This is a genomic window from Pseudaestuariivita atlantica (assembly GCF_001205715.1).
Taxonomy (GTDB): domain Bacteria; phylum Pseudomonadota; class Alphaproteobacteria; order Rhodobacterales; family Rhodobacteraceae; genus Pseudaestuariivita; species Pseudaestuariivita atlantica.
Map to the genome: position 1 here is coordinate 57,501 of NZ_AQQZ01000002.1, position 22,526 is coordinate 80,026.

Consider the following 22,526-nt stretch of genomic DNA (forward strand, 5'->3'; position numbering starts at 1 on the left):
CGCAGCGAAAGCGAGTCTGAATAGGGCGACGAGTTAGATGGATCAGACCCGAAACCGAGTGATCTAGGCATGTCCAGGATGAAGGTAAGGTAACACTTACTGGAGGTCCGAACCCACACCTGTTGAAAAAGGTCGGGATGAGGTGTGCCTAGGGGTGAAAGGCCAATCAAACTCGGAGATAGCTGGTTCTCTGCGAAATCTATTTAGGTAGAGCGTCATCCGAATACCCCGGGGGGTAGAGCACTGGATGGGTAATGGGGCCCCACAGGCTTACTGATCCTAACCAAACTCCGAATACCCGGGAGTACTAGATGGCAGACACACTGCGGGTGCTAACGCCCGTAGTGGAGAGGGAAACAACCCTGACCTCCAGCTAAGGCCCCTAATTCATGGCTAAGTGGGAAAGCAGGTGAGACGTCCAAAACAACCAGGAGGTTGGCTTAGAAGCAGCCATCCTTTAAAGATAGCGTAACAGCTCACTGGTCTAATCAAGATGTCTTGCGGCGAAGATGTAACGGGGCTCAAGCCATGAGCCGAAGCTGAGGACGCGAGAGCGTGGTAGCAGAGCGTAGTGTGATATAGTCTCATTCCTCCTTAGCGGGTTCGCCCGCATTGGAGGAGAGAGGCTTTCGATGAAGCCGGGGCGTGAGCCATCCGGTGGAGAGATCACTAGTGAGAATGATGACATGAGTAGCGACAAGGAGTGTGAGAGACACTCCCGCCGAAAGTCCAAGGGTTCCTGCTTAAAGCTAATCTGAGCAGGGTAAGCCGACCCCTAAGGCGAGGCCGAAAGGCGTAGTCGATGGGAATCCGGTTAATATTCCGGAGCCAGGAAGATGTGACGGATCATGAAGGTAGTTCATCCTTATCGGATTGAATGGGCTGCTGATTGGTCCCTGGAAATAGCCTTCCATTAGATCGTACCCTAAACCGACACAGGTGGACTGGTAGAGAATACCAAGGCGCTTGAGAGAACGACGTTGAAGGAACTCGGCAAAATACCTCCGTAAGTTCGCGAGAAGGAGGCCCGGGTTCTAGGCAACTAGAGCTTGGGGGCACAAACCAGGGGGTGGCGACTGTTTACTAAAAACACAGGGCTCTGCGAAGTCGCAAGACGACGTATAGGGTCTGACGCCTGCCCGGTGCCTGAAGGTTAAAAGGAGGGGTGAGAGCTCCGAATTGAAGCCCAGGTAAACGGCGGCCGTAACTATAACGGTCCTAAGGTAGCGAAATTCCTTGTCGGGTAAGTTCCGACCTGCACGAATGGCGTAACGACTTCCCCGCTGTCTCCAACGTCGACTCAGCGAAATTGAATTGCCTGTCAAGATGCAGGCTTCCCGCGGTTAGACGGAAAGACCCCGTGCACCTTTACTACAGCTTCACATTGGCATCAGGCCATGCATGTGCAGGATAGGTGGTAGGCTTTGAAACGTGGACGCCAGTCTGCGTGGAGCCTCCCTTGAGATACCACCCTTGCATTGCTTGATGTCTAACCGCGACCCCTTATCGGGGCCCGGGACCCTGTGTGGCGGGTAGTTTGACTGGGGCGGTCGCCTCCCAAAGAGTAACGGAGGCGTGCGAAGGTTGGCTCAGAGCGGTCGGAAATCGCTCGTTGAGTGCAATGGCAGAAGCCAGCCTGACTGCGAGACTGACAAGTCGAGCAGAGTCGAAAGACGGCCATAGTGATCCGGTGGTCCCGAGTGGAAGGGCCATCGCTCAACGGATAAAAGGTACGCCGGGGATAACAGGCTGATACTGCCCAAGAGTCCATATCGACGGCAGTGTTTGGCACCTCGATGTCGGCTCATCTCATCCTGGGGCTGGAGCAGGTCCCAAGGGTACGGCTGTTCGCCGTTTAAAGAGGTACGTGAGCTGGGTTTAGAACGTCGTGAGACAGTTCGGTCCCTATCTGCCGTGGGTGTAGGATACTTGAGAGGAGTTGCCCCTAGTACGAGAGGACCGGGGTGAACGATCCACTGGTGGACCTGTTGTCGTGCCAACGGCAGTGCAGGGTAGCTATGATCGGACAGGATAACCGCTGAAGGCATCTAAGCGGGAAGCCCCCCTCAAAACAAGGTATCCCTGAGGACCGTGGTAGACCACCACGTCGATAGGCCGGAGATGTAAGCGCAGTAATGCGTTCAGTTGACCGGTACTAATTGTCCGATAGGCTTGATTTGATCCAGTAGTAGCCAGACTACTTCTGATCAGAAGTCAGCACCCCTGACTTGGACACCCGTGTTTCTTCCTTGGTTTGGTGGTCATAGCGAGAGCAAAACACCCAGCCCCATCCCGAACCTGGCCGTTAAGTGCCTTTGCGCCAATGGTACTGCGTCTTAAGACGTGGGAGAGTAGGTCACCGCCAAACCTAGCAAGAAACACGGATTTGTATCTCTCGACGATGTTCTTCACCTGATCTGAAACGCCAAGCACTCAGCCGAGTATGCGTGCGAGCAGTTTGTAGCCGGATTTGGTGACCTCGCCATATTCGTCCTTCTGGATCACGGCATTCCACCCGATTGCCTTTAAGCTGGTGATACTGTCGGGATCTGCCTTGGTATAAAGTCCAAGCAGCACGACGGTGAACGTCACCCTGTTCGGCGCAATGCCTGCCTTGTTCAGCTTGCTGATCACGCTGGCGCGCGCTTGCTGAAGTTCCTTCATGCAATTGCCGCACGAAGAACGATTGATGCCGACATAGATTTCGCCCGTATCGGTGGACGACTTCAGGCGTGCAATCATCTTGTCCACCTGGCTGTCGAACTTGCTGGATTTCACGACTTTTTCTTCAGCGTGATAGGACGTGCCTGCCCGCGGCTTCGATCCCGGTTTCAATCCATCCGTTCCAGATGCCGCACCCGAACTCCATGTATGGTCGGCGCTGGTCTTCGTGTTGCGTCCAAAGGCCTCTGTGCTCGAACCAACCTTGATCGCGAACATCGAATTCGTGGACCGTCCGGCAGTACGCATTGCGTCGTAGCGCACTGCGCTCATCGCGCCTGCCACCGGTTCAGGCGGCAAGATCGGTCTCTTGGAGTCTTCATGCATCGCGGCGACTTCGCTGTCCGAAATCGAACCCGACGTATCGTCGTCGGACGAATCTCCATCGCCTGGCAGGAATTCAGCATCCGACATGTCCGACCCCTGCAAGTCTGCGAATTGCGCGTCGCTGACGGCCTCCACAACTTTCGACCAGGATATGTGCGCGCTTGGTTTGTGGTACTGCGCGATGACGGCATTCGTCGTGTCGCGCGCCCAGTTGAGCCTGCGTGCACGGTCCTTGATCGCTGCTTCCGAAAGCGCCGCATGCGTCGTGTCATCGATGATCACGCATTGCGCCACGGGTGTTGGTGAAACAGGATGCGTCTCAAATGTATCCGGCGCTACAAAACCTCGCGAGCTGTGGAAGCTGTCGGCTTCCGCTTCCAAAGACGGATCGGTGTTGACGGCGATCCCACCTATTCGATCTGTCGCCGCCACCCGTCCCTGGGCCTGCTGCACGACGTGCCACGCCTCGTGGGGCAGGTGGTGGTCCTGCCCCGGTGCCAGATGGATGTCCCGTCCGCGGGCGAAGGCGTGGGCGCCGAGTTCGGCGGGGGCGGAGGAGTTCCGGTGGACCCGCACATCCGCCATGGAGACGCCTGACCGGGCTTCGATGCTCTGTTGCAGGCCGACGGGGAAGGCGGGGTTGCGGCGGCTGTCGGCGATGGCTTGCAGTTCTGCGGTGCCGCGTTCGCGGGGAGACGCCACGGTCGGGCGGTTGGTTCTGGCGCTCACCGTGGGATCGGCGGGTGACATGCGCGACTTCGAAATATGCTCGGGCATCAAAACCCTTTCGAATAAGGACCAGCGTAGCACGACAGGGGTTCAACCGTCGCGGGAAATATCGCGGGGTCTATGTCCCGACGAAGTGACACTTTTTTGACGAAGGCGCGGGGCGCAGGGTTGCACCCGCCCGCGACTCGGCATAGATCACACGGACTACTGGCGCGGGATGGAGCAGCCCGGTAGCTCGTCAGGCTCATAACCTGAAGGTCGCAGGTTCAAATCCTGCTCCCGCAACCAAAAAAGGCCGTACCTTCGGGTGCGGCCTTTCCCTTTTGTGCACCGTCGCAGCCCGTTCGGCGGGCTTACGCGGCGCCACTGGCGCCACGGTCCCGCCTCACCTCGTCAGGCTCATAACCTGAAGGTCGCAGGTTCAAATCCTGCTCCCGCAACCAAAAAAGGCCGTACCTTCGGGTGCGGCCTTTCCCCTTTCAGACCATCCGGATGACCGTCTTGTCGATGGCGAGCATGTAGCCCTTGCGGGTGATGTTCTTGACCAGCAGTTCCGAGATCATCTGGTTGCCCAGCGTATCGCGCAGGCGTTTGACGCGGGTGGCGCCGGCGGCTTCTTCGCAATCGGCCTCGGCGCGGCCGGTGATCATCGCCTCGATCTGGGCGCCCGTGAGCATGTCGTCGTCCATCCGGGCCTCGGCCAGAACGCTGAGCGTTTCGATCGCGGCATCGGTCAGCTTGAAGCCCATGTTGTTGAGGTAGACGGTCTTCTCGTCGCGGCTGATCAGCAGGGAGGACACCTGGATGCCGGAATGTTCGATTTCGGCCATGCGGCGGTTCAGGATCACCAGCATCACGAGGAAAACCAGCGCCGCCACGAGCATGCCCGTGGCGAACATCAGCAGAACGAAAATCACCAGCCGGTAGCTGGTCAGCGTATCGGCGAAGACGGTGCCGGACTGGGCGAGGACTTCGAGCAGCTTGATCTCGGCCTGCGTGGTGAGGTCGTTTTCCACGAAGATGCGCTCGACCCGCGCGTTGAAGGCGTTGGCGTCGGGAAGGGAGACCATCAGGACGATGGCCGTGATGGCAAGGACCGCCGCGATACCGGCGATCCCGAAGGCAACGATGCGGGTGCCCGAGCGGCGCGCGTCAGTAGCGGAGGTAGTATTGTCCGGCATTGGACCTCTGTTCAGCGGAGGGAGGCGTCGTCGACAGGCTCATGACGCTCAGGAGGGTCCAGCCGTCGCGACCGATGCGGCGCTCGATCACGGCCCCGGCCCGCTGCTGGTTGCGGCAGGCGGCGTCCGAGGGCAGTTGCAGGATGCCGTAGTGCAGCTGAAGCGGGTTGTCCCGCTTGGCCTTGTACTCGGCATAACAGGCGGCCTCGGCAGAGCCGATGCTGGCGGCCAGTGCGAGGCAGAGGGCAAGAACGTGTTTCATGCCCCCAACCTGCGCGGATCGCCGGTGTTTTTCAATAACAGCGCGGCGTCGGGAGGGCCGTTATCCGATAACAGGGGGGTGTTATTGCGTGACGTTCAGGACCGGGACGAGGGTTTGGATACGCCGCCTGGCACCGCTGCCGGGCCCCGACCCACATGACGGAGTTCTGACATGAGCCGCAAGTTCATCACCACCATCGCCGCAGCTGCCGTGGCGCTCACCAGCATCAACGTGACGCCCGCCGTCGCGGGATCGTCCGACCGGGATCGCCTTGCCCGGTTCCTCGCCGGTGCCGCGACGCTGGTCATCATCGGCAGTGCCATCAGCAACGCGCAGGCCCAACCGCGCACGAGCACGCAGACGCATTACGTCCCTCACAACCACCCGGTGCCGCGCACCACCCATCCCAAACCCAAGCCCAAGCCGCGCGCGGTGCACAACGGCACCAGCCTGCTGCCGCGCTACTGCATCCGGTACGCCCCCACGCGTGACGGCCGCACCTACCGCACCTTCGGCGCGCGTTGCCTGAAGAAGAACTATCGCCACGCCGACCGCCTGCCGCGCGTGTGCCGCGAGTCGGTCAAGATGCGCGGCAAGTGGCGGTCGGGCTACAAGATCCGCTGCCTGCAGGATTACGGCTTCCGCATCGCGCGGCACTGACACACCTGGTCGAGCAGGGCCCGCCGGCCCCCCGGCGCGGTCTCCAGGCGGGAGGGAGGGCCATTCCGGTCCTCCCTTTCCTTTTCGGGCTTGCCCCTGCGTGGCAGTTGCGCAGGTATGGGCCATGGCTGGTCCGGATTTCAGTTTCGAAGACATCGCCCGCAACAGGGGCCTTTGGCCCGTCGCGGGGGTGGACGAGGCCGGGCGCGGGCCGCTCGCCGGCCCGGTGACCGCCGCCGCCGTCATCCTGGACCCCGAGCGTATCCCGGACGGCATCAACGACTCCAAGAAACTTACCGCCAAGCGGCGGGAGGTGCTCTATCACCAGTTGCTGGAGGTCGCCGATGTCGGGTGGGGCGAGGCCAGCGTCGAAGAGATCGACGACCTCAACATCCTGCGGGCCTCCCACCTTGCGATGTGCCGCGCGGTGGCATCCCTGCGGCAAAGGCCGGCGCATGTGCTGGTCGACGGGTCGATGCGCCCGCGCGATCTGACAGGGTCTGTCGAGACGATCGTGAAGGGAGATGCACGTTCGCTGTCCATCGCGGCGGCCTCAATTGTGGCCAAAATCCGGCGGGATTATGTCATGCAGGATTTGGCGCAACACTACCCCGATTATGGCTGGCAGACGAACATGGGATATCCGTCGAAAAGCCACAGGGCGGCGTTGCAAAAATACGGCGCGACCCCACACCATAGACGGTCATTCAAGCCCGTCCACAACATCTTGTATCAAGATAAAAACTGAAGCCTTTGATTCAAAATTCTTTTTGACTGCGATTCGGCCCGGCTTCACATTAAGGGCAAGCAACGAGCGCCCAAGGCGCCGGACCGAGGCAGACAAAAGACATGACCACGCAGAAGGGCGCCGAGGCGCTCCCTTTGAACACGATTATCGATGGCGATTGCATCGAGGCGATGCTGGCCTTGCCCGAGGCATCGGTCGACCTGATCTTTGCCGATCCGCCCTATAACCTGCAGCTCAAGGGAGAGCTGCATCGCCCGGACAATTCCCGCGTGGACGCGGTTGATGACGCCTGGGACCAGTTTTCAAGTTTCGCCGCCTATGACAGATTTACCCAAGACTGGCTGAAAGCGGCGCGCCGGTTGCTCAAACCCCATGGGGCGATTTGGGTGATCGGCAGTTATCACAACATCTTCCGGGTCGGCGCGGCGTTGCAGGATGCCGGCTACTGGATCCTGAACGACGTGGTCTGGCGCAAGTCGAACCCGATGCCGAACTTCCGGGGCAAGCGGCTGACCAACGCGCACGAGACGATGATCTGGGCGTCGAAGTCGGAAGGGGCGAAATACACCTTCAACTACGAGGCGCTGAAGGCGCTAAACGAAGGCATCCAGATGCGCAGCGACTGGGTGCTGCCGATCTGCAGCGGCCATGAACGGCTGAAGGATGCCGAGGGCAACAAGGCGCATCCGACGCAGAAACCGGTCTCTCTTCTGCACCGCGTGCTGGTCGGCTCGACCAATCCCGGCGACGTGGTGCTGGATCCGTTCTTTGGCTCGGGTACGACGGGCGCCGTGGCCAAGATGCTGGGCCGCCACTGGATCGGGATCGAACGGGATGCGTCCTATCGCGAGATCGCCGAACGCCGCCTGTCCAAGACGCGCAAGTACGACGCCAGCGCGCTGGAGGTCACCGCCGGCAAGCGGCAGGAGCCGCGCATTCCCTTCGGGCAGCTTGTCGAACGCGGGATGCTGCGCCCCGGCGAGATGCTGGTCAACACGCGCGGCCAGATGGCCAAGGTGCGCGCCGACGGCACGCTGATCGGCGATGACATCAAGGGGTCGATCCACCAGGTCGGCGCGCATCTCGAAGGCGCGCCCTCGTGCAACGGCTGGACTTACTGGCATTTCCGCCGCGACGGCAAACAGGTCCCGATCGACGTCCTGCGACAGCAGGTCCGGGCCGAGTTGAAGGGCAGTCGCGCGAACTGAGACATGTGAACACCGCCAGTGTCCGAACGGGACGTATCCCCCCGGACACTCACCTTTGCCCCGCCAGCTCTTCTGGCGGGGCTTTTTTTGTGGCGGTGCCGGACCGGCGCTGTAGGGTCTCGCGCATGGATATTCGCGCGCTTTTCATGGGCTTGGTCTTTGCGCTGATGTGGTCGTCCGCGTTCACCTCGGCACGGGTGATCGTGGCCTATGCGCCGCCGGTGGGCACGCTGTCGGTGCGGTTCCTGCTGTCGGGCCTCCTGGCGCTGATCCTCGCGCGGGCACTGGGGCAATCCTTTCGCCTGAACCACCCTCAGTGGCGGGCGACGCTGATCTTCGGGATCTGCCAGAACGCGATCTATCTCGGCCTCAACTTCTACGCCATGCAGACGGTCGAGGCCTCGCTGGCCTCGATCATCGCCTCGACCATGCCGCTGATGGTCGCGGTGGCGGGGTTTGCCGTCTTCGGCGAACGCCTCGCGCCCCTTGCCGCCCTTGGCCTTGTCGCCGGGTTCGGGGGCGTGGCCCTCATCATGGGCGGGCGCGTGGGCGGCGCGCTGGACGTGCAGGGCGTGACCCTGTGCTTCATCGCCGCCGCGGCGCTGACGGTGGCGACGCTGGCGATGCGCGGCGCGTCTTCCGGCGGCAACATCCTGACGGTCGTGGGCTACCAGATGCTGATCGGCGCGGCTGTGCTGGCCGTGGTGTCGCTTGCGACCGAAACCTATGCCGTCACGTGGTCATGGCAGCTTCTTGCCGCCTTCACCTACACCACGCTCTTCCCCGGCCTTGCCGCAACCTGGGTCTGGTTCGTGCTGGTGCAGCGCATCGGGGCGGTCAAGGCCGCGACCTTCCACTTCCTCAACCCGTTCTTCGGCGTCCTCGTGGCATGGGCCCTGTTGGGAGAGGCGCTCGGCCTTCTCGACATCCTCGGCGTCACCGTCATCGCGGCCGGCATCCTCGCGGTGCAATTGTCCAAGGTGCGCCCGGTGCGGTCTTCTTCTCTTTGAAAATATGTCGGGGAGGGTTCGGGAGGGGCTGGCCCCTCCCGTCCGCGATCAGCCGATAGCGCCGCGCACGCCGCCTGTCTGGCCCCGGTCCAGCAGCAGGTGGTCTAGGATCACGCAGGCCATCATCGCCTCGCCCACGGGCACGGCGCGGATGCCCACGCAGGGGTCGTGGCGGCCCTTGGTCACGATGTCGGTCTCTTCCCCGTCCATGGTGATCGTGCGGCGCGGTGTGAGGATCGAGGAGGTTGGTTTCACGGCGAACCGCATCACGATGTCCTGCCCGGTCGAGATACCGCCAAGGATGCCACCCGCGTGGTTTGAGCCATAGTCCGGGCCATCCGGTCCCATCGTGATCTCGTCGGCATTGGCGGTGCCCGTCAGCGCCGCCGATGCCATGCCGTCCCCGATCTCCACGCCCTTGACGGCGTTGATCGACATGGCGGCGGCGGCAAGGTCGGTATCCAGCTTGGCATAGATCGGCGCGCCAAGGCCCGGCGGGCAGCCGCGTGCCGTCACCTCGATCACGGCACCGACGCTGTCGCCGGACTTGCGCAGGCCGTCGAGATACGCGGCCCAGTCTTCGGCCGCCTGCGGGTCCGGGGTCCAGAACGGGTTGCGCTCGATCTCGTCCCAGTCGAATCGCCCGCGGTCGATCCCGTGCGGCCCCATCTGGACCATGTAGCCGGTGATCCTGAGGTCCGGGACCAGTGCCGCCAGCGCCGCGCGGGCAAGGCCCCCGGCGGCGACACGGGCGGCGGTTTCGCGGGCCGAGGACCGCCCGCCGCCGCGATAGTCGCGCAGGCCGTATTTCTGGTGGTAGGTGATGTCGGCATGGCCGGGGCGGAATTTCTGCGCGATCTCTGAATAATCCTTGGACCGCTGGTCGGTGTTCTCGATCATCAGCTGGATCGTGGTGCCGGTGGTGCGGCCCTCGAACACGCCCGACAGGATCTGCACCGCGTCCGGTTCACGGCGCTGGGTCGTGAACTTCGACTGGCCGGGTTTGCGGCGGTCAAGCCAGTGCTGGATCATCGCCTCGTCGATGGCGATGCCCGGCGGGCAGCCGTCCACTGTGGCGCCAAGGGCCGGTCCGTGGCTTTCCCCCCACGTGGTGACGCGGAAGAGGTGGCCGAAAGTGTTGAAGCTCATGTCGTCCCGCTCCGCCTGTCGTTCGCGGTGGGATACCGCCCCGGCCCGTCCTTGCCAAGGCGTCAGCCGGTCGCGCCGGGCGTCGCGCCACGAAAAAGGCCCCTGCAGCGGGTGCAGGGGCCTCTCATAAGGTCATGGAGTGACGATCAGCTTTCGCGCTTGCCGCGTCCCTTGATCGGTGCCCAGATCTTCTTGTTGGTGAGGTACAGCAGCACCGCGAGGATCGTCAGGAAGATCATGCCGGTCAGCCCGGCCTGTTTCCGTGCCGCCAGCTTCGGTTCGGCGGTCCACATCAGGAACGCCGCGACGTCCTTGGAGATGTTTTCGAGGTCGTTGGCATGGCCGTCGTCGAACTCGGTGTCCTCGCCGTAAAGCGGGGGCGCCATGGAGATCCAGCCGCCGGGGAAGGCCGTGTTCTCGTAGAGGATCGTACCGGCTTCTTCCTTTTCCTCGCCGGTATAGCCGGCCAGCAGGGACGCGATGTATTCCGGCCCGCCCATGCCATTGAGGAACTGGTTGATGCCCAGTCCGTAGGGGCCGCTGAAGCCCGCGCGGGCCTTTGCCATCAGCGACAGGTCGGGTGCGCCCGCGCCGTTGTTTTCCGGGAAGTGATCACTCGGACGTGCCGGGCGGAAATCGTCGAGTTCCTCGTCATAGACCTCGAAATTGTCGGCCGCGTACTGGCGAACCTGCGCCTCGGTGAAGCCCGGCCCGCCATCGTCCGAAAGCGTGCGCAGCGGCACGTATTTCAGTCCGTGGCAGCCGGAACAGATCTCGGTGTAGACCTTCAATCCGCGTTGCAGCTGGTTCTGGTCATAAGTGCCGGTCAGCCCTTCGAACGAGAAGTCGTAGTTCTTGACCTTGCTTTCCGACGGTGCTGCGAGGACGGGCCCCGCAGCAAGCGACAGGACGGCAGCGGCTGTTGCGATGTGTTTGATGAACATGCGTCGATGTCCCTTATTCTGCCGGCGTAGCGACCGGGGTGGCCGCACCTGCGTCTTCGGATTTGGCATAATGCGCGTCGAAGTCCTCTTCGATCGTCGCGGGCGGGGTCATGGGCTTCTCGATCACGCCGAGGAGCGGCAGGATCACCAGGAAGTATGCGAACCAGTAGGCCGAACCCAGCAGCGCGATATAGGGATAGATCCCTTCGGCCGGCATCGCACCCGCCCACATCAGGACGAAGAAGTCGATCACCAGCAGCGCGAACCACCACTTGAACATCGGACGATAGCGGCCCGAGCGGACCGACGACGTGTCGAGCCACGGCGCCAGCGCCATGACCGCGATCGCGCCGAACATCGCCAACACGCCGAAGAACTTGGCGTCGACGATCCCGAAGGTGATCCAGTTGGCGAGGATCACTACCCAGACGTCACCGTCGAAGGCACGCAGGATCGCGTAGAACGGCAGGAAGTACCATTCGGGCACGATGTGCGCGGGTGTGGCGAGCGGGTTCGCCTCGATATAGTTGTCGGGGTGGCCAAGGTAGTTCGGCATGAAGCCCACGATGGCCCAGAAGGCGACCAGGATCACGGCCAGCGCGAACAGGTCCTTGATCACGAAGTAAGGCCAGAACGGCAGGGTGTCTTTTTCTGCATCCGCCTTCGAGGTGCGGCGCACTTCGACACCGGTCGGGTTGTTGTTGCCCGTGGTGTGGAAGGCCCAGATGTGCACGATCACGAGCCCGGCAATGATGAAGGGCAGCAGGTAGTGCAGCGAGAAGAAGCGGTTCAGCGTCGCGTTGTCCACGGCGGGTCCGCCCAGCAGCCAGGTCTGGATCGGTTCGCCGATGAACGGGATCGCGCCGAACAGGCCGGTGATCACGGTTGCGCCCCAGAAGGACATCTGTCCCCACGGCAGCACGTACCCCATGAACGCGGTGCCCATCATCAGCAGGTAGATGAGCATGCCGATGATCCACGTGATTTCACGCGGCGCCTTATACGACCCGTAATAGAGGCCGCGGAAGATGTGGGCATAGACCGCGATGAAGAACAGCGAAGCGCCGTTCATGTGCAGGTAGCGGATCATGTAACCGCCGTTCACGTTCCGCATGATGTGTTCGATCGACGCGAAGGCGAAATCGACATGCGGCGTGTAGTGCATCACCAGGATGATGCCCGTGATGATCTGCAGCGCGAGGCAGAAGGTCAGGATGATGCCCCAGATCCACATCCAGTTCAGGTTCTTGGGCGTGGGGATCATCAGCGTGTCATAGAGCAGCCCGGCGATGGGCAGGCGCTTGTGCAGCCATTTCTCGCCCGAGGACTGAGGTTCGTAGTGGTCGTGCGGGATACCAGCCATGTCGTGTCTCTCCCTTAACCGAGTTTGATGGTTGTTTCGTCAACGAATTCCGCAACCGGAACCAGCAGGTTCTCGGGTGCGGGACCTTTGCGGATGCGGCCCGACGTGTCGTAGTGCGAACCGTGGCAGGGGCAGAACCAACCGCCGAAATCACCGGCGCCATCGCCCAGCGGAACGCAGCCGAGGTGGGTACAGACCCCGATCATCACCAGCCATTCACCGGTTTCGTCCAGCGCGCGGTTTTCGTCCGTCGCGTCGAGCGGTGCGGAGGCGTTGTTGTTGCGCGCGACCGGGTCGGGCAGGGCCGACACGTCGACGCTGCGGGCGTCGGCGATCTCTTCCTCGGTCCGGCGGCGGATGAAGACCGGCTTGCCGAGCCATTTGACGGTAAGCTGGGTGCCGGGTTCGACCGCCGAGACATCGACGCGAATCGAGCTGAGCGCGCGCACGTCGGCGGAGGGGTTCATCTGGTTGATCAGGGGCCAGACGGCTGCGCCGGTCACGACTGCTCCAGCCCCGCCGGTGGCGTAGAAGAGGAAGTCGCGCCGGGTGCCTGCGTGATCGTCTGCGTGGGACACGGGGGTTCTCCGTAGCTGATGGGCCGGATTCGGCCGAAAATGACGGCTGGACGGTAGATTCCCGCCCATTCAAGCGGCTAACTAACCTGTGGTCGCACAATCGTCCAGCGGACAAACGCGCGCAGGCCGTTGTGGCCGATCTGTCACTGTTGTCGCTGTGGATATCCGGGCTTATATCTGGGTCACTTCCATTGAAAGACGCTCAGACATGCTTCGTGCCCTGATCCTTGCCGCTGTTCTGACAGCATCCGCCGCGATCCCCGCGGCGGCAGAGGTCGAGCTTGGCTTCTACACGGGCGTCCAGACCGCGCCGCACAGCCGCATCCGGGGCGACCTGCCCGCGGGCGGCGGCAGCTATGACGCGCTGATCGGCTGGGAAGGCAATTCGTTCGCCCCGCCGCCCTATTACGGCGTGCGTGGAACGTGGTGGCAGTCGGCGACGCTGGGGTTCGGCGTCGAGTTCACCCACACCAAGGTCTACGCCCCGGATTCGGAGGCGCAGGCAGCCGGTTTCAACAACCTTGAACTGACCGACGGGCTGAACATCCTGACGGTCAACGTGATGCGCCGGTGGCCGGATGCGTGGGCCAGCGGGCGGTTGACGCCCTATGTCGGCGGCGGCCTTGGCGTGGCGATCCCGCATGTGGATGCGGACCCGATCGTGGGGCCGGACACGTTCGAATACCAGTTCACCGGCCCGGCCCTGCGGCTGACGGCAGGCATGAGTTACGATCTGAGCGACCGCTTCTCGCTGTTCGGCGAATACCAGTTCACGCATTCGCGGAACGAGGCCGAACTTGAAGGCGGCGGGACGCTCAACACCAACATCAACACCAATGCGCTGAATTTCGGGATCAACCTGAAGTTCTGACAGCGCCGCCGGCGCGGATCATCCCGGCACCGTCGCCTGCATCGAGGGGCGGGCGGAGAATTCGGCGTACCATGCGGCCAGTGGGCCGTTGGCGGAGCGCCAGTCGCGGTCGCCATGCCGGAAATCGAGGTATCCCAGCGCACAGGCCACCGCGATATGGGCCGCGTCCAGCGGTCCGTGCAGGTGGCTCATCCAGCGGGCGTTGATGGTGTTCACCGCGCCGATGGCCTTGGTCCATTGCGCGTCGATCCAACCGTCAAAGCGTTTCTCCTCGGGGCGTACGCGGGCCTCGTAGACCATCAGCACCGCGGCCTCCATGATGCCGTCGGCGGTGGCCTCCAGCGTCAGCGTCTCCCAGATCCGCGCCTCGGGGTAGAGCCCCGCGCCCTTGCGCGCGTCGAGGTACCGGCAGATCACCCGACTGTCATAGATCGCAGGGCCATCGGGGCGTTCGAGCGCGGGGATCTTGCCGAGGGGATTGGCGGCGCTGACGGCGGCGTCGGGAGAGACGGGCGTGATCTGCACCGGAACGTGCTCCACGTCGTCATATTGCCCGGTTTCGTGCAGCAGCACGCGCACCTTGCGCACGAAGGGCGAGGCATCGGCCTGGTAGAGTTTCATCATGGGCTCTCCTGTTCCGGGGGATCGCGCATCAGCGCGGCGAGGGTTCGGGTGTCCAGCCCCAGCCCGTGCGCTTCGACCGCGTCGGCGGCAGAGAGGCGGGCGGCGTCTGGTTTGTTCTGGTTCAGCTTCCACGTGCCGTCGATCCCGGTGATGGTGAGACGCAGGGGCATGATCGTGCGCATCATCTTTGCCATCAGGTCGCGCGGCATCTTGTCGGTGGTCCATGGCGGCTTTGGTGCCGTCAGCGCCTCGAAATGCGCGCTTTGGGCGTCGAGCGTGTCGCGCAGCGCACCGGTCGGCAGGCGTTCGAGCGTGCCGGTGAGGTGGACCGAGACGTAGTTCCACGTCGGTACCTGGTCGTCGATGCCGTACCAGTCGGGCGAGATATAGCCATGCGCGCCAGTCACCAGCAGCGTCGCCTGCCGGGGTTCGTCCAGTGCGCGCCAGACCGGGTTGGACCGCAACAGGTGCAGGTCGGCATGGGCGTCGTCATCTGACAGAAGGAACGGGGCCTGCGCGATCTGTGGCACACCGTCGACCGCCACGATCAGCGCGCCGAACCCCTGCGCGCGGGCGAAGTCGAGATTGCGCGCATCGGCGCGGCCACGGAAGATCGGGTTCGGATGCATGGCGCGAGTTGGTCAGGAACCGCCACGATTGTCCAGCAATGCCGGAGGCCCGGTTCACATCGCGCAAAGCTGGTTTGCGTCGAGGCCCGTGATTGTGGCTTGCACGATCTGCCCTTCGGGCCGGGGCGCGTCGAAGGTCACCTCGGCAAAGTGCGGCGTGCGGCCCATATGCGGGTTTTCCATGAGGACGGCATGGGTCTGCCCGACCTGCGCAGAGAGATGGCGCTGGACGGCATCCTCCCCGGCCTTGCGCAGGCGCGCGGCGCGGTCCTTGATCGCGCGCCCGTCGACCTGCGGCATCCGCGCGGCGGGCGTGCCGGGGCGGGGCGAGTAGGGGAAGACGTGCAGCCATGTCAGGTCGCATTCATCGACCAGCCTGAGCGAGTTGGCGAACATCGCCTCCGTCTCGGTCGGGAAGCCGGCGATGATGTCGGCGCCGAAGGTCATGTCGGGGCGGAGGCGGCGGGCCTCTTCGCAAAACGCGATGGCGTCGTCGCGCAGGTGGCGACGTTTCATGCGTTTCAGGATCATGTCGTCTCCCGCCTGAAGCGACAGGTGCAGGTGCGGCATCAGGCGTGGCTCGGTCGCGATGGCCTGCATCAGGGCCTCGTCCACCTCGATGGAGTCGATCGAACTGATCCGCAGGCGCTGCAGGTCCGGCACCAGTTTCAGGATGCGCATGACCAGATCGCCAAGGCGCGGCGCTCCGGGCAGGTCGGCGCCCCATGACGTCATGTCGACGCCGGTCAGGACGACCTCGTTGAAACCGGTATCCACCAGCCGCTTGATCTGGTCCACGACGACGCCCGCCGGGACGGACCGCGAATTGCCGCGTCCGTAGGGGATGATGCAGAAGGTGCAGCGGTGATCGCAGCCGTTCTGGACCTGCACGTAGGCGCGGGAGCGGGTGCCGAACCCATCGATCAGGTGGCCCGCGGTTTCGGTGACGGACATGATGTCGTCGACCACGACCGGCTCGGTGTCGCCAGTGCCAAGGCCCGCCCATGTGGCGGGCTGCATCTTTTCGGAATTGCCGATGACGTGGTCGACCTCGTCCATCGCGGCAAAGCTGTCGGGGTCGATCTGTGCCGCGCATCCGGTGACAATGACCTTGGCATCCGGGTTCTCGCGCCGCAGCTTGCGGATGTCCTGCCGCGCCTTGCGCACCGCTTCGGCGGTCACGGCGCAGGTGTTGACGACCACGGCATCGCCCAGCCCCGCGCCCGTCGCCAGATCGCGCATCGCCTGCGTCTCGTAGGCGTTGAGACGGCAGCCGTGGGTTGAGAATTTCAGGCTCATGCGTGTGCGTTCAGGAAATCGGCGGTGAAGGTGCCGGAGGCGACATGGCAGGTGTCCCCGGTCATCCAGACGCCGTCGTCGCGCCAGTCGATCCAGAGCGTGCCACCGTCAAGATCGATCCGCACCTTGCGCCCGGTCAGCCCGCGCCGCGCGGCGGCAACGGCGGTGGCGCAGGAGGAGGAGCCGGAGGCGAGCGTGACGCCTACGCCCCGCTCCCAAACCCGCATGCGCAGGTGGTCGGGGCCGACGAGGTGGGCAAATTGCACGTTGGTGCGTTCGGGGTAGAGCGGGTGGTGTTCGATCTCGGCCCCGCGCGTGGCAAGGTCGATGGACTCGGCATTGTCCACGAAGAAAGTGCAATGCGGATTGCCCATGCCGGTCGCCGTGGGCGCCCCGTCGATGGGCAGTTCCAGCGTGTCCATCTCCCGCGCCAGCGGTACCTCGTCCCACGCCAGTTGCGGTTGGCCCATGTTGACCGAGATCAGGTCGCCCGCGCGTTGCGCCTGAAGCGTGCCGCGTTCGGTGGTGAGCGTCAGGGCGTCCACGCCGATCTCGTCCATCACGTGCCGCGCGACGCAGCGCGTGGCGTTGCCGCAGGCGGCGGCCGTTGACCCGTCCTGATTGTAGAAGGTGAGGTGGAGCCTATTCCCGCGATCCTCGATCACCGTCAGCTGGTCGAACCCGATGCCGCGATGGCGGTCCCCGATGGCGACGATCTGGTTTTCCGACAGCGCGACAGGCCCCGTCCGTGCGTCCAGCACGACGAAGTCATTGCCAAGCCCGTGCATCTTCATGAACGGCAGGCCGGGGGCGCGATCGGTCGTCATGTCGGGGCATATACGGGGGCGGGTGCGGCAATTCCACCCCGCGTGACGGAATGTCTGGATTCGGGGTTGACCCGGTGCGGGGCTGTTTCTAGATAGGCGCCTCGTGGGCCGTTAGCTCAGTTGGTAGAGCAACTGACTTTTAATCAGTGGGTCGCAGGTTCGAACCCTGCACGGCTCACCACTGATCCTCCAGACAGATGCGATGCATGCAGTGCTGGCCTTCGGGCCGCCCGTGGCTATGGTTTTGCCTGTCATCGGGAGGAGACGCGCATGAGGATCGCTTTGACGGGGGGCGCGACGGGGATCGGTGCCTCGGTCCTGCGGAAGCTGGCAGGGCAGGGGCACGAGGTTGTCGTGTTCGACATCGCCGAACCTGCCGATCATGCGCAGTCGTGGATTTGCACGGACATAAGCAACCCGGACGCCATCGACGCAGCGCTGGCGCAGGTGGAGGGCCGGTTTGACGGGCTGGTCAACAATGCCGGCCTGCCGCCCCGCGACGGGCTGGAAGAGGCGATCCTTCGGGTGAATTTCCTTGGGCTTCGGCGGTTCTTAGACGGGATGGTGGGCCGGTTGTCGGACGGTGCGTCCGTCGTGAACGTCGCCTCGCGCGCGGGCGCGGCATGGCGCGACAGCGTGGACGAGATCAAGGGGCTGATGGCCTGTGACCATGCGACGGTGGCGGCGTTCGTTGCCGAGCGCGGGATCGACCCGGTGCGCGCCTACAACCTGTCCAAGGAGGCGGTGATCGCGCTGACCCTTGCGCGGACCGAAGCGATGGTGGCGCGTGGGTTGCGGATCAACTCGGTCAGCCCCGCCGCCGTCAGCACCGGCATCCTCGACGATTTCACGGCGGCCTTTGGCGAGAAGGTGGCGCGCAACATCGCGCGGGCCGGACGGGCCGGAGAGGCGGACGAGGTGGCGGACGTGATCCTGTTCCTGCTGTCACCGCAATCGCACTGGATCAAGGGGCAGGACATCGTGATCGACGGAGGCATGACCGCGATGGCGATGTCGGATGCGCTGGGGTTTGGCGACCCGGCCTGAACGCGATCAGTACGGCAGGCCGACGTAGTTCTGGGCAAGGACCGATTGCGCCTCGGCATTGGATTTGAGGAACGCGACCTCGGCCATCTGCATCTTGTGGTCAAATGCCGACTGGTCGGGGAAGTGGTGCAACAGGCGCGTCATCCACCAGCTGAACCGTTCTGCCTTCCAGACACGGGCCAGCGCGCGTTCGGAGTAGCCGGCAAGCGCCGCGCCATCCGCGTCGAGGTAGTGACGTTTCAGCGCATTGGCGAGGTAGTAGACGTCGCTTGCCGCCGTGTTCAGGCCCTTGGCGCCCGTGGGTGGCACGATATGGGCCGCGTCACCGCACAGGAACAGGCGCCCCCACTGCATCGGTTCACACACGAAGGACCTGAGCGGCGCGATGGATTTCTCGATCGACGGGCCGGTCTGGAGGATGTCGGCATAGGCTCCGGGGATGCGGCGGCGCAACTCGTCCCAAAAGGCCTGGTCGGACCATGAAGCGGGATCGTCCGAGGCGTCGCACTGGATGTAGTAGCGGCTGAGATTGGCGTTCCGCATCGAACACAGCGCGAAACCGGCGTCGGAATTGGCATAGATCAGTTCGTCATGCACGGGCGGGGTTTCCGACAGGATGCCGAGCCAGCCGAAGGGATAGACCTTTTCATATTCGCGCCGGACCTCTGCCGGGATGGTCGGGCGGCTGACGCCGTGGAACCCGTCGCATCCCGCGATGTAATCGCAATCGATGCGGTGGCCCTGGTCATTGCGCGTGAAGGTGACGAAGGGCGCGTCGGTCGTGGCGTCCTCGATCACGGCATTGTCCACCTCGAACAGGGTCTGCGCGCCGTCGGCATCGCGGCCCTCGTACAGGTCGCGGGTGACCTCGGTCTGGCCGTAGACCAGCACCGATCGGTCGGTATGCACGGCGAAGTCGATGCGGATCTCGTCGTTGTTGTACGAGATGATGGTGCCGTCATGGACGAAGCCTTTGCGGTCCATCCGCGCGCCCAGCCCGACGCTGCGCATCTGTTCCACCGTGCCGATTTCAAGGACCCCGGCGCGGATGCGGCCCAGCACGTGGTCGCGTGTCCTGCGTTCGAGGATCACGTTGTCGATCCCCGCCCTGTTCAGGTGCTGACCCAGAAGCAGCCCGGCGGGACCGCCCCCGATGATCACGACGCTGGTGCGCATGCTTCCTCCCCGGCTTGCCGCCTTGCAACTAAAGTGCATCGCTGGCCGGGAAATCCAGCGTTTTCCGATCAGGGGTGTCCGGAACTAGCTGTCCTCGGCATCCGGAGCGCTGAGCGTTGACCAGTTCTCGTCATGTGGCGGAGCCGGAGGTGGCTCGCAATCGCGGCGGTGGATGCTGACCTTGGCGATGAAATTGGCAGAGACCGGGGCCGTCACGAACAGGAAGGCCATGATGAGCAATTCGTGGATCGACGGATTGTCCACGGCAAGCGAATTCAGAAGCGAGGCCAGCAGCAGCATGCCGATCCCGACGGTTCCGACCTTGGTGGGCGCGTGCAGGCGCGTCATGGGGTCGTTGAACTTCAGAAGGCCGATGACGCCGACCACGATGAACCCCGCTCCGATAAGCAGCGAGACGGCAGCGGCGTAAAGGGCGATCGCTTCCCACATCATTCGATGATGTCCCCCCGCAGGATGAACCGGGCCAGCGCCACGGTGGACACGAAACCCAGCATCGCGATCAGCAGGGCGACCTCGAAATAGACGCGCACGCCCTGGTGGATGCCCAGCACGATGACAAGGCCAAGCGCGTTGATGACCATCGTGTCGAGCGCGAGGATGCGGTCTCCGGGCGTTGGCCCGATGACCAGCCGCACCATCGACAGGATCTGTCCGATCACAAGGGAGAGCAGCGCAATGGCCAGCGCGGCGTGCATCATGTCGTTTGCGGCAATCATGTGAAGATCTCCAACAGGCGGCGCTCGTACCGTTGCTTGATCTCGTCCCGCACGGCGTCGGGGTCATCGGTGTGCAGGACGTGGACCAGCAGGCTGTGTCCCTCGTCCGACAGGTCGGCGGACACGGTGCCGGGTGTCAGGGTGATGGTGCCGGCGAGGACGGTGATCGCCTCGGGCTTTTTCAGTTCCAGCGGCACGACGATCCAGGCCGGCGTAAGGCGCGCATTGGGCACGCTGATGACGATCCACGCGACCTGGATGTTGGCGACGAGGATGTCCCAGATCACGACGAGGCTGTAGGACATCATCTTGCCCATCCGGAACCCTTTCGGCGTGTCCGGCCACCAGACCGACGTGACCCAAGGGATCAGGATGCCGAGGATCACGCCGAACACGGCCATTCCGGCGGTGACCTCGTTCTGCAACAGGATCCACACGACGGCGAGGATCAGCGTCAGCAGCGGGTGGGGCAGGAGCCAGCGATAGGCGCGCGCCATGTCAGTTGCCCTCCTTCGGTGCGCTGAGCTTGCCCGGCGTGTCGAGCACTGTCGAGATATAGCTGTCGGGCGCGAAGAGCTGCGCCGCCATGTCGATGGTGTAGCCGTGCACCTGCCCGGCAAAGACGGTGTGCGCGACGAGCAGGGCCAGCAGGCCGCCGGTTGCGGCATAGGCCAGCCGCGAAGGTGCGCCCGCATCGGGTTCGTCTTCGTCGCCGCCGTCGTCGCCGTCCTTGGTGCTTTCTTCTTCCTCGGTCGGCGCGACGCTGTGGGCTTTCCAGAACAGCACGCTGCCCGCGCGGGCGAAGCCGAGGATGCTGACAAGGCTCGATCCCAGCACGATGGCCCAGATCCACGTCATCAGGTCGGTACCATATGCGGCGTCGAGCACCAGCAGTTTGCCGAGAAACCCCGAAAGCGGCGGCAGGCCCGCCATCGCGATGGCGGCGAGGAAGAACAGGCCCGCCGTCAGCGCGGTACCGGCCATGGGCGGTTGGGTCGTCAGTTCGACCGAACCGCGGCCGGTGCGCACCAGGTCGACCACCAGGAACAGGACCGCGCCCGCGAGGGTCGAGTGCACAATGTAGTAGAGCGCGGCAGCGATGCCTTCGGGCGTGAACAGCGCGATGGACACCAGCACCATCCCCATCGATCCGATGATCGAATAGGCGACCAGCCGGTCGAGCCTTTGCGCGGCCAGCACGCCGATCATCCCGATGGCGAGCGAGACAAGCGCGGCGGGCAGGAGCCACAGGTCGAACAAGCCCGCCGTCACGTCGAGGTCGGGCGGGAAGATCAGCGTGTAGACGCGGATGATCGCGTAGGCGCCGACCTTGGTCATGATGGCGAACAGCGCCGCGACCGGGGCGGGCGCCTCGGCATAGCTCGACGGCAGCCAGAAGTGCAGCGGCACCAGCGCGGCCTTGATCGCGAAGACCAAGAGCAGGAGCACGGCAGCGACGCGGATGCCCACCGTTTCCTCCGGCCCGATCAGCGCGACGCGCTGGGCGAGGTCGGCCATGTTGAGTGTGCCGGTTTCGGCATAGATCGAGCCGAGCGCGAACAGGAACAGCGTAGAGCCAATCAGGTTGAACAGCACGTATTGCACGCCCGCGCGCAGCCGCGCGTTGCCACCCGCGTGGATCATCAGGCCGTAGGACGCGATCAGCAGGACTTCGAAGAAGACGAAGAGGTTGAACAGGTCTCCGGTCAGGAACGCGCCGAGGATGCCCATCAGCTGGAACTGGAAGAGCGCGTGGAAATGGCGCCCGCGGCGGTCCCAGTCGGCCCCGATGGCGTGCAGCAGCACGAATAGCGCCAGCACCGACGTCAGCAGGATCATCAGGGTCGACAGGCGGTCTCCGACCACCACGATGCCGAAGGGCGCGGCCCAGTCGCCCAGCCGGTAATAGATGACCGATCCGTCCGACACCTGCCATGCGAGCCCGGCGGAGATACCGATCAGCGCCAGCACGCCCGCGACCGAGAAGACGCGCTGGATGCCGACGTGGTACCGCGCGGCCAGCACGATGAACGGGGCCAGCATCGCGGGCAGGACGATGGGGGCGATGATCCAGTGGGTCATGCCGGGTCCTCCGGCTCACTGGTGCGTGGCACGGGCGCGTCGTCGACATGGTCGTCGTCCGAGCCGAGGTACGCGCCGAGCCCGATCATCACCACGACCGCCGTCATCCCGAAGGAGATCACGATGGCCGTCAGCACCAGCGCCTGCGGCAGAGGGTCGGTGTAGGTGGTGACCCCGTCGCGCAGGATCGGCGGCGCGCCGATGGTCAGGCGACCGGACGCGAACAGGAAGACGTTCACGGCGTAGGTCAGCAGCGACATGCCGAGGATCACGGGAAAGGTGCGCAGCCGCAGGACAAGGTACATCCCGGCGGCGGTCATAACGCCAATGGCGGAGGCGACGAGCAGTTCCATC

General features: G+C 63.9%; 23 protein-coding genes, 2 tRNA genes and 2 rRNA genes (1 of these 27 only partly in view). 10 read left to right on the forward strand and 17 right to left on the reverse strand.

Annotation, left to right across the window (positions count from 1 at the left end):
* Together ATO11_RS03715 and rrf are read left to right on the forward strand one after the other, a co-directional pair.
* Positions 1 to 2,180 (forward strand): 23S ribosomal RNA (locus ATO11_RS03715) (it extends 1,233 nt beyond the left edge of the window).
* 73 nt (positions 2,181 to 2,253) lie between these two features.
* A 5S ribosomal RNA gene (gene rrf, locus ATO11_RS03720) occupies positions 2,254 to 2,368 on the forward strand.
* A 65-nt stretch (positions 2,369 to 2,433) separates the two neighbouring features.
* On the opposite strand, the gene ATO11_RS03725 is transcribed toward rrf, so the two are convergent.
* Entirely contained in the window at positions 2,434 to 3,825 is a 1,392-nt protein-coding gene (locus tag ATO11_RS03725; protein ID WP_082176138.1) for an eCIS core domain-containing protein, read from the reverse strand.
* Between the two features lie 163 nt (positions 3,826 to 3,988).
* Here ATO11_RS03725 and ATO11_RS03735 point away from each other — a divergent pair.
* Positions 3,989 to 4,065: transfer RNA gene (locus tag ATO11_RS03735), tRNA-Met, on the forward strand.
* A gap of 191 nt (positions 4,066 to 4,256) precedes the next feature.
* Here ATO11_RS03735 and ATO11_RS03740 read toward each other — a convergent pair.
* Together ATO11_RS03740 and ATO11_RS03745 are read right to left on the reverse strand one after the other, a co-directional pair.
* Complete coding sequence (locus ATO11_RS03740) at positions 4,257 to 4,958, reverse strand: histidine kinase (protein ID WP_050529505.1); 702 nt, start codon at positions 4,956 to 4,958, stop codon at positions 4,257 to 4,259.
* The gene (locus tag ATO11_RS03745) at positions 4,930 to 5,220 is read right to left on the reverse strand and encodes a hypothetical protein (RefSeq protein WP_050529506.1); all 291 of its coding nucleotides are present in this window, start codon (positions 5,218 to 5,220) and stop codon (positions 4,930 to 4,932) included. The genes ATO11_RS03740 and ATO11_RS03745 overlap by 29 nt, the downstream gene beginning before the upstream one ends.
* A 171-nt stretch (positions 5,221 to 5,391) precedes the next feature.
* Here ATO11_RS03745 and ATO11_RS03750 point away from each other — a divergent pair, with 171 nt between their 5' ends.
* The 4 genes from ATO11_RS03750 (at position 5,392) to ATO11_RS03765 (ending at position 8,846) form a co-directional block, all read left to right on the forward strand.
* Entirely contained in the window at positions 5,392 to 5,880 is a 489-nt protein-coding gene (locus ATO11_RS03750) for a hypothetical protein (RefSeq protein ID WP_050529507.1), read from the forward strand.
* Positions 5,881 to 6,004: 124 nt separating this feature from the next.
* Positions 6,005 to 6,628 carry a ribonuclease HII gene (locus ATO11_RS03755; RefSeq protein ID WP_050529508.1) on the forward strand — a complete coding sequence of 208 codons (624 nt, stop codon included), beginning with the start codon at positions 6,005 to 6,007 and terminating at the stop codon, positions 6,626 to 6,628.
* A gap of 101 nt (positions 6,629 to 6,729) precedes the next feature.
* Positions 6,730 to 7,836, forward strand: coding sequence for a site-specific DNA-methyltransferase (locus tag ATO11_RS03760; protein ID WP_050529509.1), 1,107 nt, complete (start codon positions 6,730 to 6,732; stop codon positions 7,834 to 7,836).
* A 125-nt stretch (positions 7,837 to 7,961) separates the two neighbouring features.
* Positions 7,962 to 8,846 carry a DMT family transporter gene (locus ATO11_RS03765; RefSeq protein WP_050529510.1) on the forward strand — a complete coding sequence of 295 codons (885 nt, stop codon included), beginning with the start codon at positions 7,962 to 7,964 and terminating at the stop codon, positions 8,844 to 8,846.
* Positions 8,847 to 8,894: 48 nt separating this feature from the next.
* Here ATO11_RS03765 and aroC read toward each other — a convergent pair whose 3' ends face one another.
* The 4 genes from aroC to petA all read right to left on the reverse strand — a co-directional run bounded on the left by aroC (position 8,895) and on the right by petA (position 12,880).
* The gene (gene aroC / locus ATO11_RS03770) at positions 8,895 to 9,995 is read right to left on the reverse strand and encodes a chorismate synthase (RefSeq protein ID WP_050529511.1); all 1,101 of its coding nucleotides are present in this window, start codon (positions 9,993 to 9,995) and stop codon (positions 8,895 to 8,897) included.
* Positions 9,996 to 10,141: 146 nt separating this feature from the next.
* The gene (locus ATO11_RS03775; RefSeq protein WP_050529512.1) at positions 10,142 to 10,939 is read right to left on the reverse strand and encodes a cytochrome c1; all 798 of its coding nucleotides are present in this window, start codon (positions 10,937 to 10,939) and stop codon (positions 10,142 to 10,144) included.
* A gap of 13 nt (positions 10,940 to 10,952) precedes the next feature.
* Complete coding sequence (locus ATO11_RS03780; RefSeq protein WP_050529513.1) at positions 10,953 to 12,302, reverse strand: cytochrome b; 1,350 nt, start codon at positions 12,300 to 12,302, stop codon at positions 10,953 to 10,955.
* Positions 12,303 to 12,316: 14 nt separating this feature from the next.
* On the reverse strand, positions 12,317 to 12,880 hold the full coding sequence (gene petA / locus ATO11_RS03785) for a ubiquinol-cytochrome c reductase iron-sulfur subunit (protein WP_050529514.1): 564 nt from the start codon (positions 12,878 to 12,880) through the stop codon (positions 12,317 to 12,319).
* Between the two features lie 208 nt (positions 12,881 to 13,088).
* On the opposite strand from petA, the gene ATO11_RS03790 reads away from it, so the two are divergent.
* A complete protein-coding gene (locus ATO11_RS03790; protein ID WP_050529515.1) occupies positions 13,089 to 13,751 on the forward strand; it encodes an outer membrane protein in 663 nt (220 codons plus the stop codon).
* Positions 13,752 to 13,769: 18 nt separating this feature from the next.
* Here ATO11_RS03790 and ATO11_RS03795 read toward each other — a convergent pair whose 3' ends face one another.
* From ATO11_RS03795 to dapF, 4 genes are read right to left on the reverse strand one after another with little or no spacing between them, the layout of a single operon-like run.
* Positions 13,770 to 14,372, reverse strand: coding sequence for a glutathione S-transferase (locus ATO11_RS03795; protein WP_050530022.1), 603 nt, complete (start codon positions 14,370 to 14,372; stop codon positions 13,770 to 13,772).
* Entirely contained in the window at positions 14,372 to 15,004 is a 633-nt protein-coding gene (locus tag ATO11_RS03800) for an FMN-binding negative transcriptional regulator (protein WP_050529516.1), read from the reverse strand. Before ATO11_RS03800 ends, ATO11_RS03795 begins: the two co-directional genes overlap by 1 nt.
* Before the next feature lie 54 nt (positions 15,005 to 15,058).
* A complete protein-coding gene (mtaB, locus tag ATO11_RS03805; protein ID WP_050529517.1) occupies positions 15,059 to 16,303 on the reverse strand; it encodes a tRNA (N(6)-L-threonylcarbamoyladenosine(37)-C(2))-methylthiotransferase MtaB in 1,245 nt (414 codons plus the stop codon).
* Positions 16,300 to 17,130, reverse strand: coding sequence for a diaminopimelate epimerase (gene dapF, locus ATO11_RS03810; protein WP_050529518.1), 831 nt, complete (start codon positions 17,128 to 17,130; stop codon positions 16,300 to 16,302). Before dapF ends, mtaB begins: the two co-directional genes overlap by 4 nt.
* 105 nt (positions 17,131 to 17,235) lie before the next feature.
* Here dapF and ATO11_RS03815 point away from each other — a divergent pair.
* Positions 17,236 to 17,311 (forward strand) — tRNA-Lys (locus ATO11_RS03815).
* Positions 17,312 to 17,400: 89 nt separating this feature from the next.
* Positions 17,401 to 18,177, forward strand: coding sequence for an SDR family oxidoreductase (locus ATO11_RS03820; protein ID WP_050529519.1), 777 nt, complete (start codon positions 17,401 to 17,403; stop codon positions 18,175 to 18,177).
* Between the two features lie 6 nt (positions 18,178 to 18,183).
* On the opposite strand, the gene pobA is transcribed toward ATO11_RS03820, so the two are convergent.
* The 6 genes from pobA to ATO11_RS03850 form a co-directional block, all read right to left on the reverse strand.
* Positions 18,184 to 19,353: a 4-hydroxybenzoate 3-monooxygenase gene (gene pobA, locus ATO11_RS03825; protein WP_050529520.1), complete on the reverse strand. Its 1,170-nt coding sequence runs from the start codon at positions 19,351 to 19,353 to the stop codon at positions 18,184 to 18,186.
* 84 nt (positions 19,354 to 19,437) lie between these two features.
* On the reverse strand, positions 19,438 to 19,806 hold the full coding sequence (mnhG, locus tag ATO11_RS03830; RefSeq protein ID WP_050529521.1) for a monovalent cation/H(+) antiporter subunit G: 369 nt from the start codon (positions 19,804 to 19,806) through the stop codon (positions 19,438 to 19,440).
* Positions 19,803 to 20,072: a K+/H+ antiporter subunit F gene (locus ATO11_RS03835; RefSeq protein ID WP_110553591.1), complete on the reverse strand. Its 270-nt coding sequence runs from the start codon at positions 20,070 to 20,072 to the stop codon at positions 19,803 to 19,805. Before ATO11_RS03835 ends, mnhG begins: the two co-directional genes overlap by 4 nt.
* 14 nt (positions 20,073 to 20,086) lie before the next feature.
* Positions 20,087 to 20,587 carry a Na+/H+ antiporter subunit E gene (locus ATO11_RS03840; protein ID WP_050529523.1) on the reverse strand — a complete coding sequence of 167 codons (501 nt, stop codon included), beginning with the start codon at positions 20,585 to 20,587 and terminating at the stop codon, positions 20,087 to 20,089.
* 1 nt (position 20,588) lies between these two features.
* Positions 20,589 to 22,172 (reverse strand): monovalent cation/H+ antiporter subunit D, encoded by a 1,584-nt coding sequence (locus ATO11_RS03845; RefSeq protein WP_050529524.1) that lies wholly within the window; start codon positions 22,170 to 22,172, stop codon positions 20,589 to 20,591.
* Positions 22,169 to 22,525 (reverse strand): Na+/H+ antiporter subunit C, encoded by a 357-nt coding sequence (locus tag ATO11_RS03850; RefSeq protein WP_050529525.1) that lies wholly within the window; start codon positions 22,523 to 22,525, stop codon positions 22,169 to 22,171. The genes ATO11_RS03845 and ATO11_RS03850 overlap by 4 nt, the downstream gene beginning before the upstream one ends.
* Position 22,526: the final 1 nt, after the last annotated feature.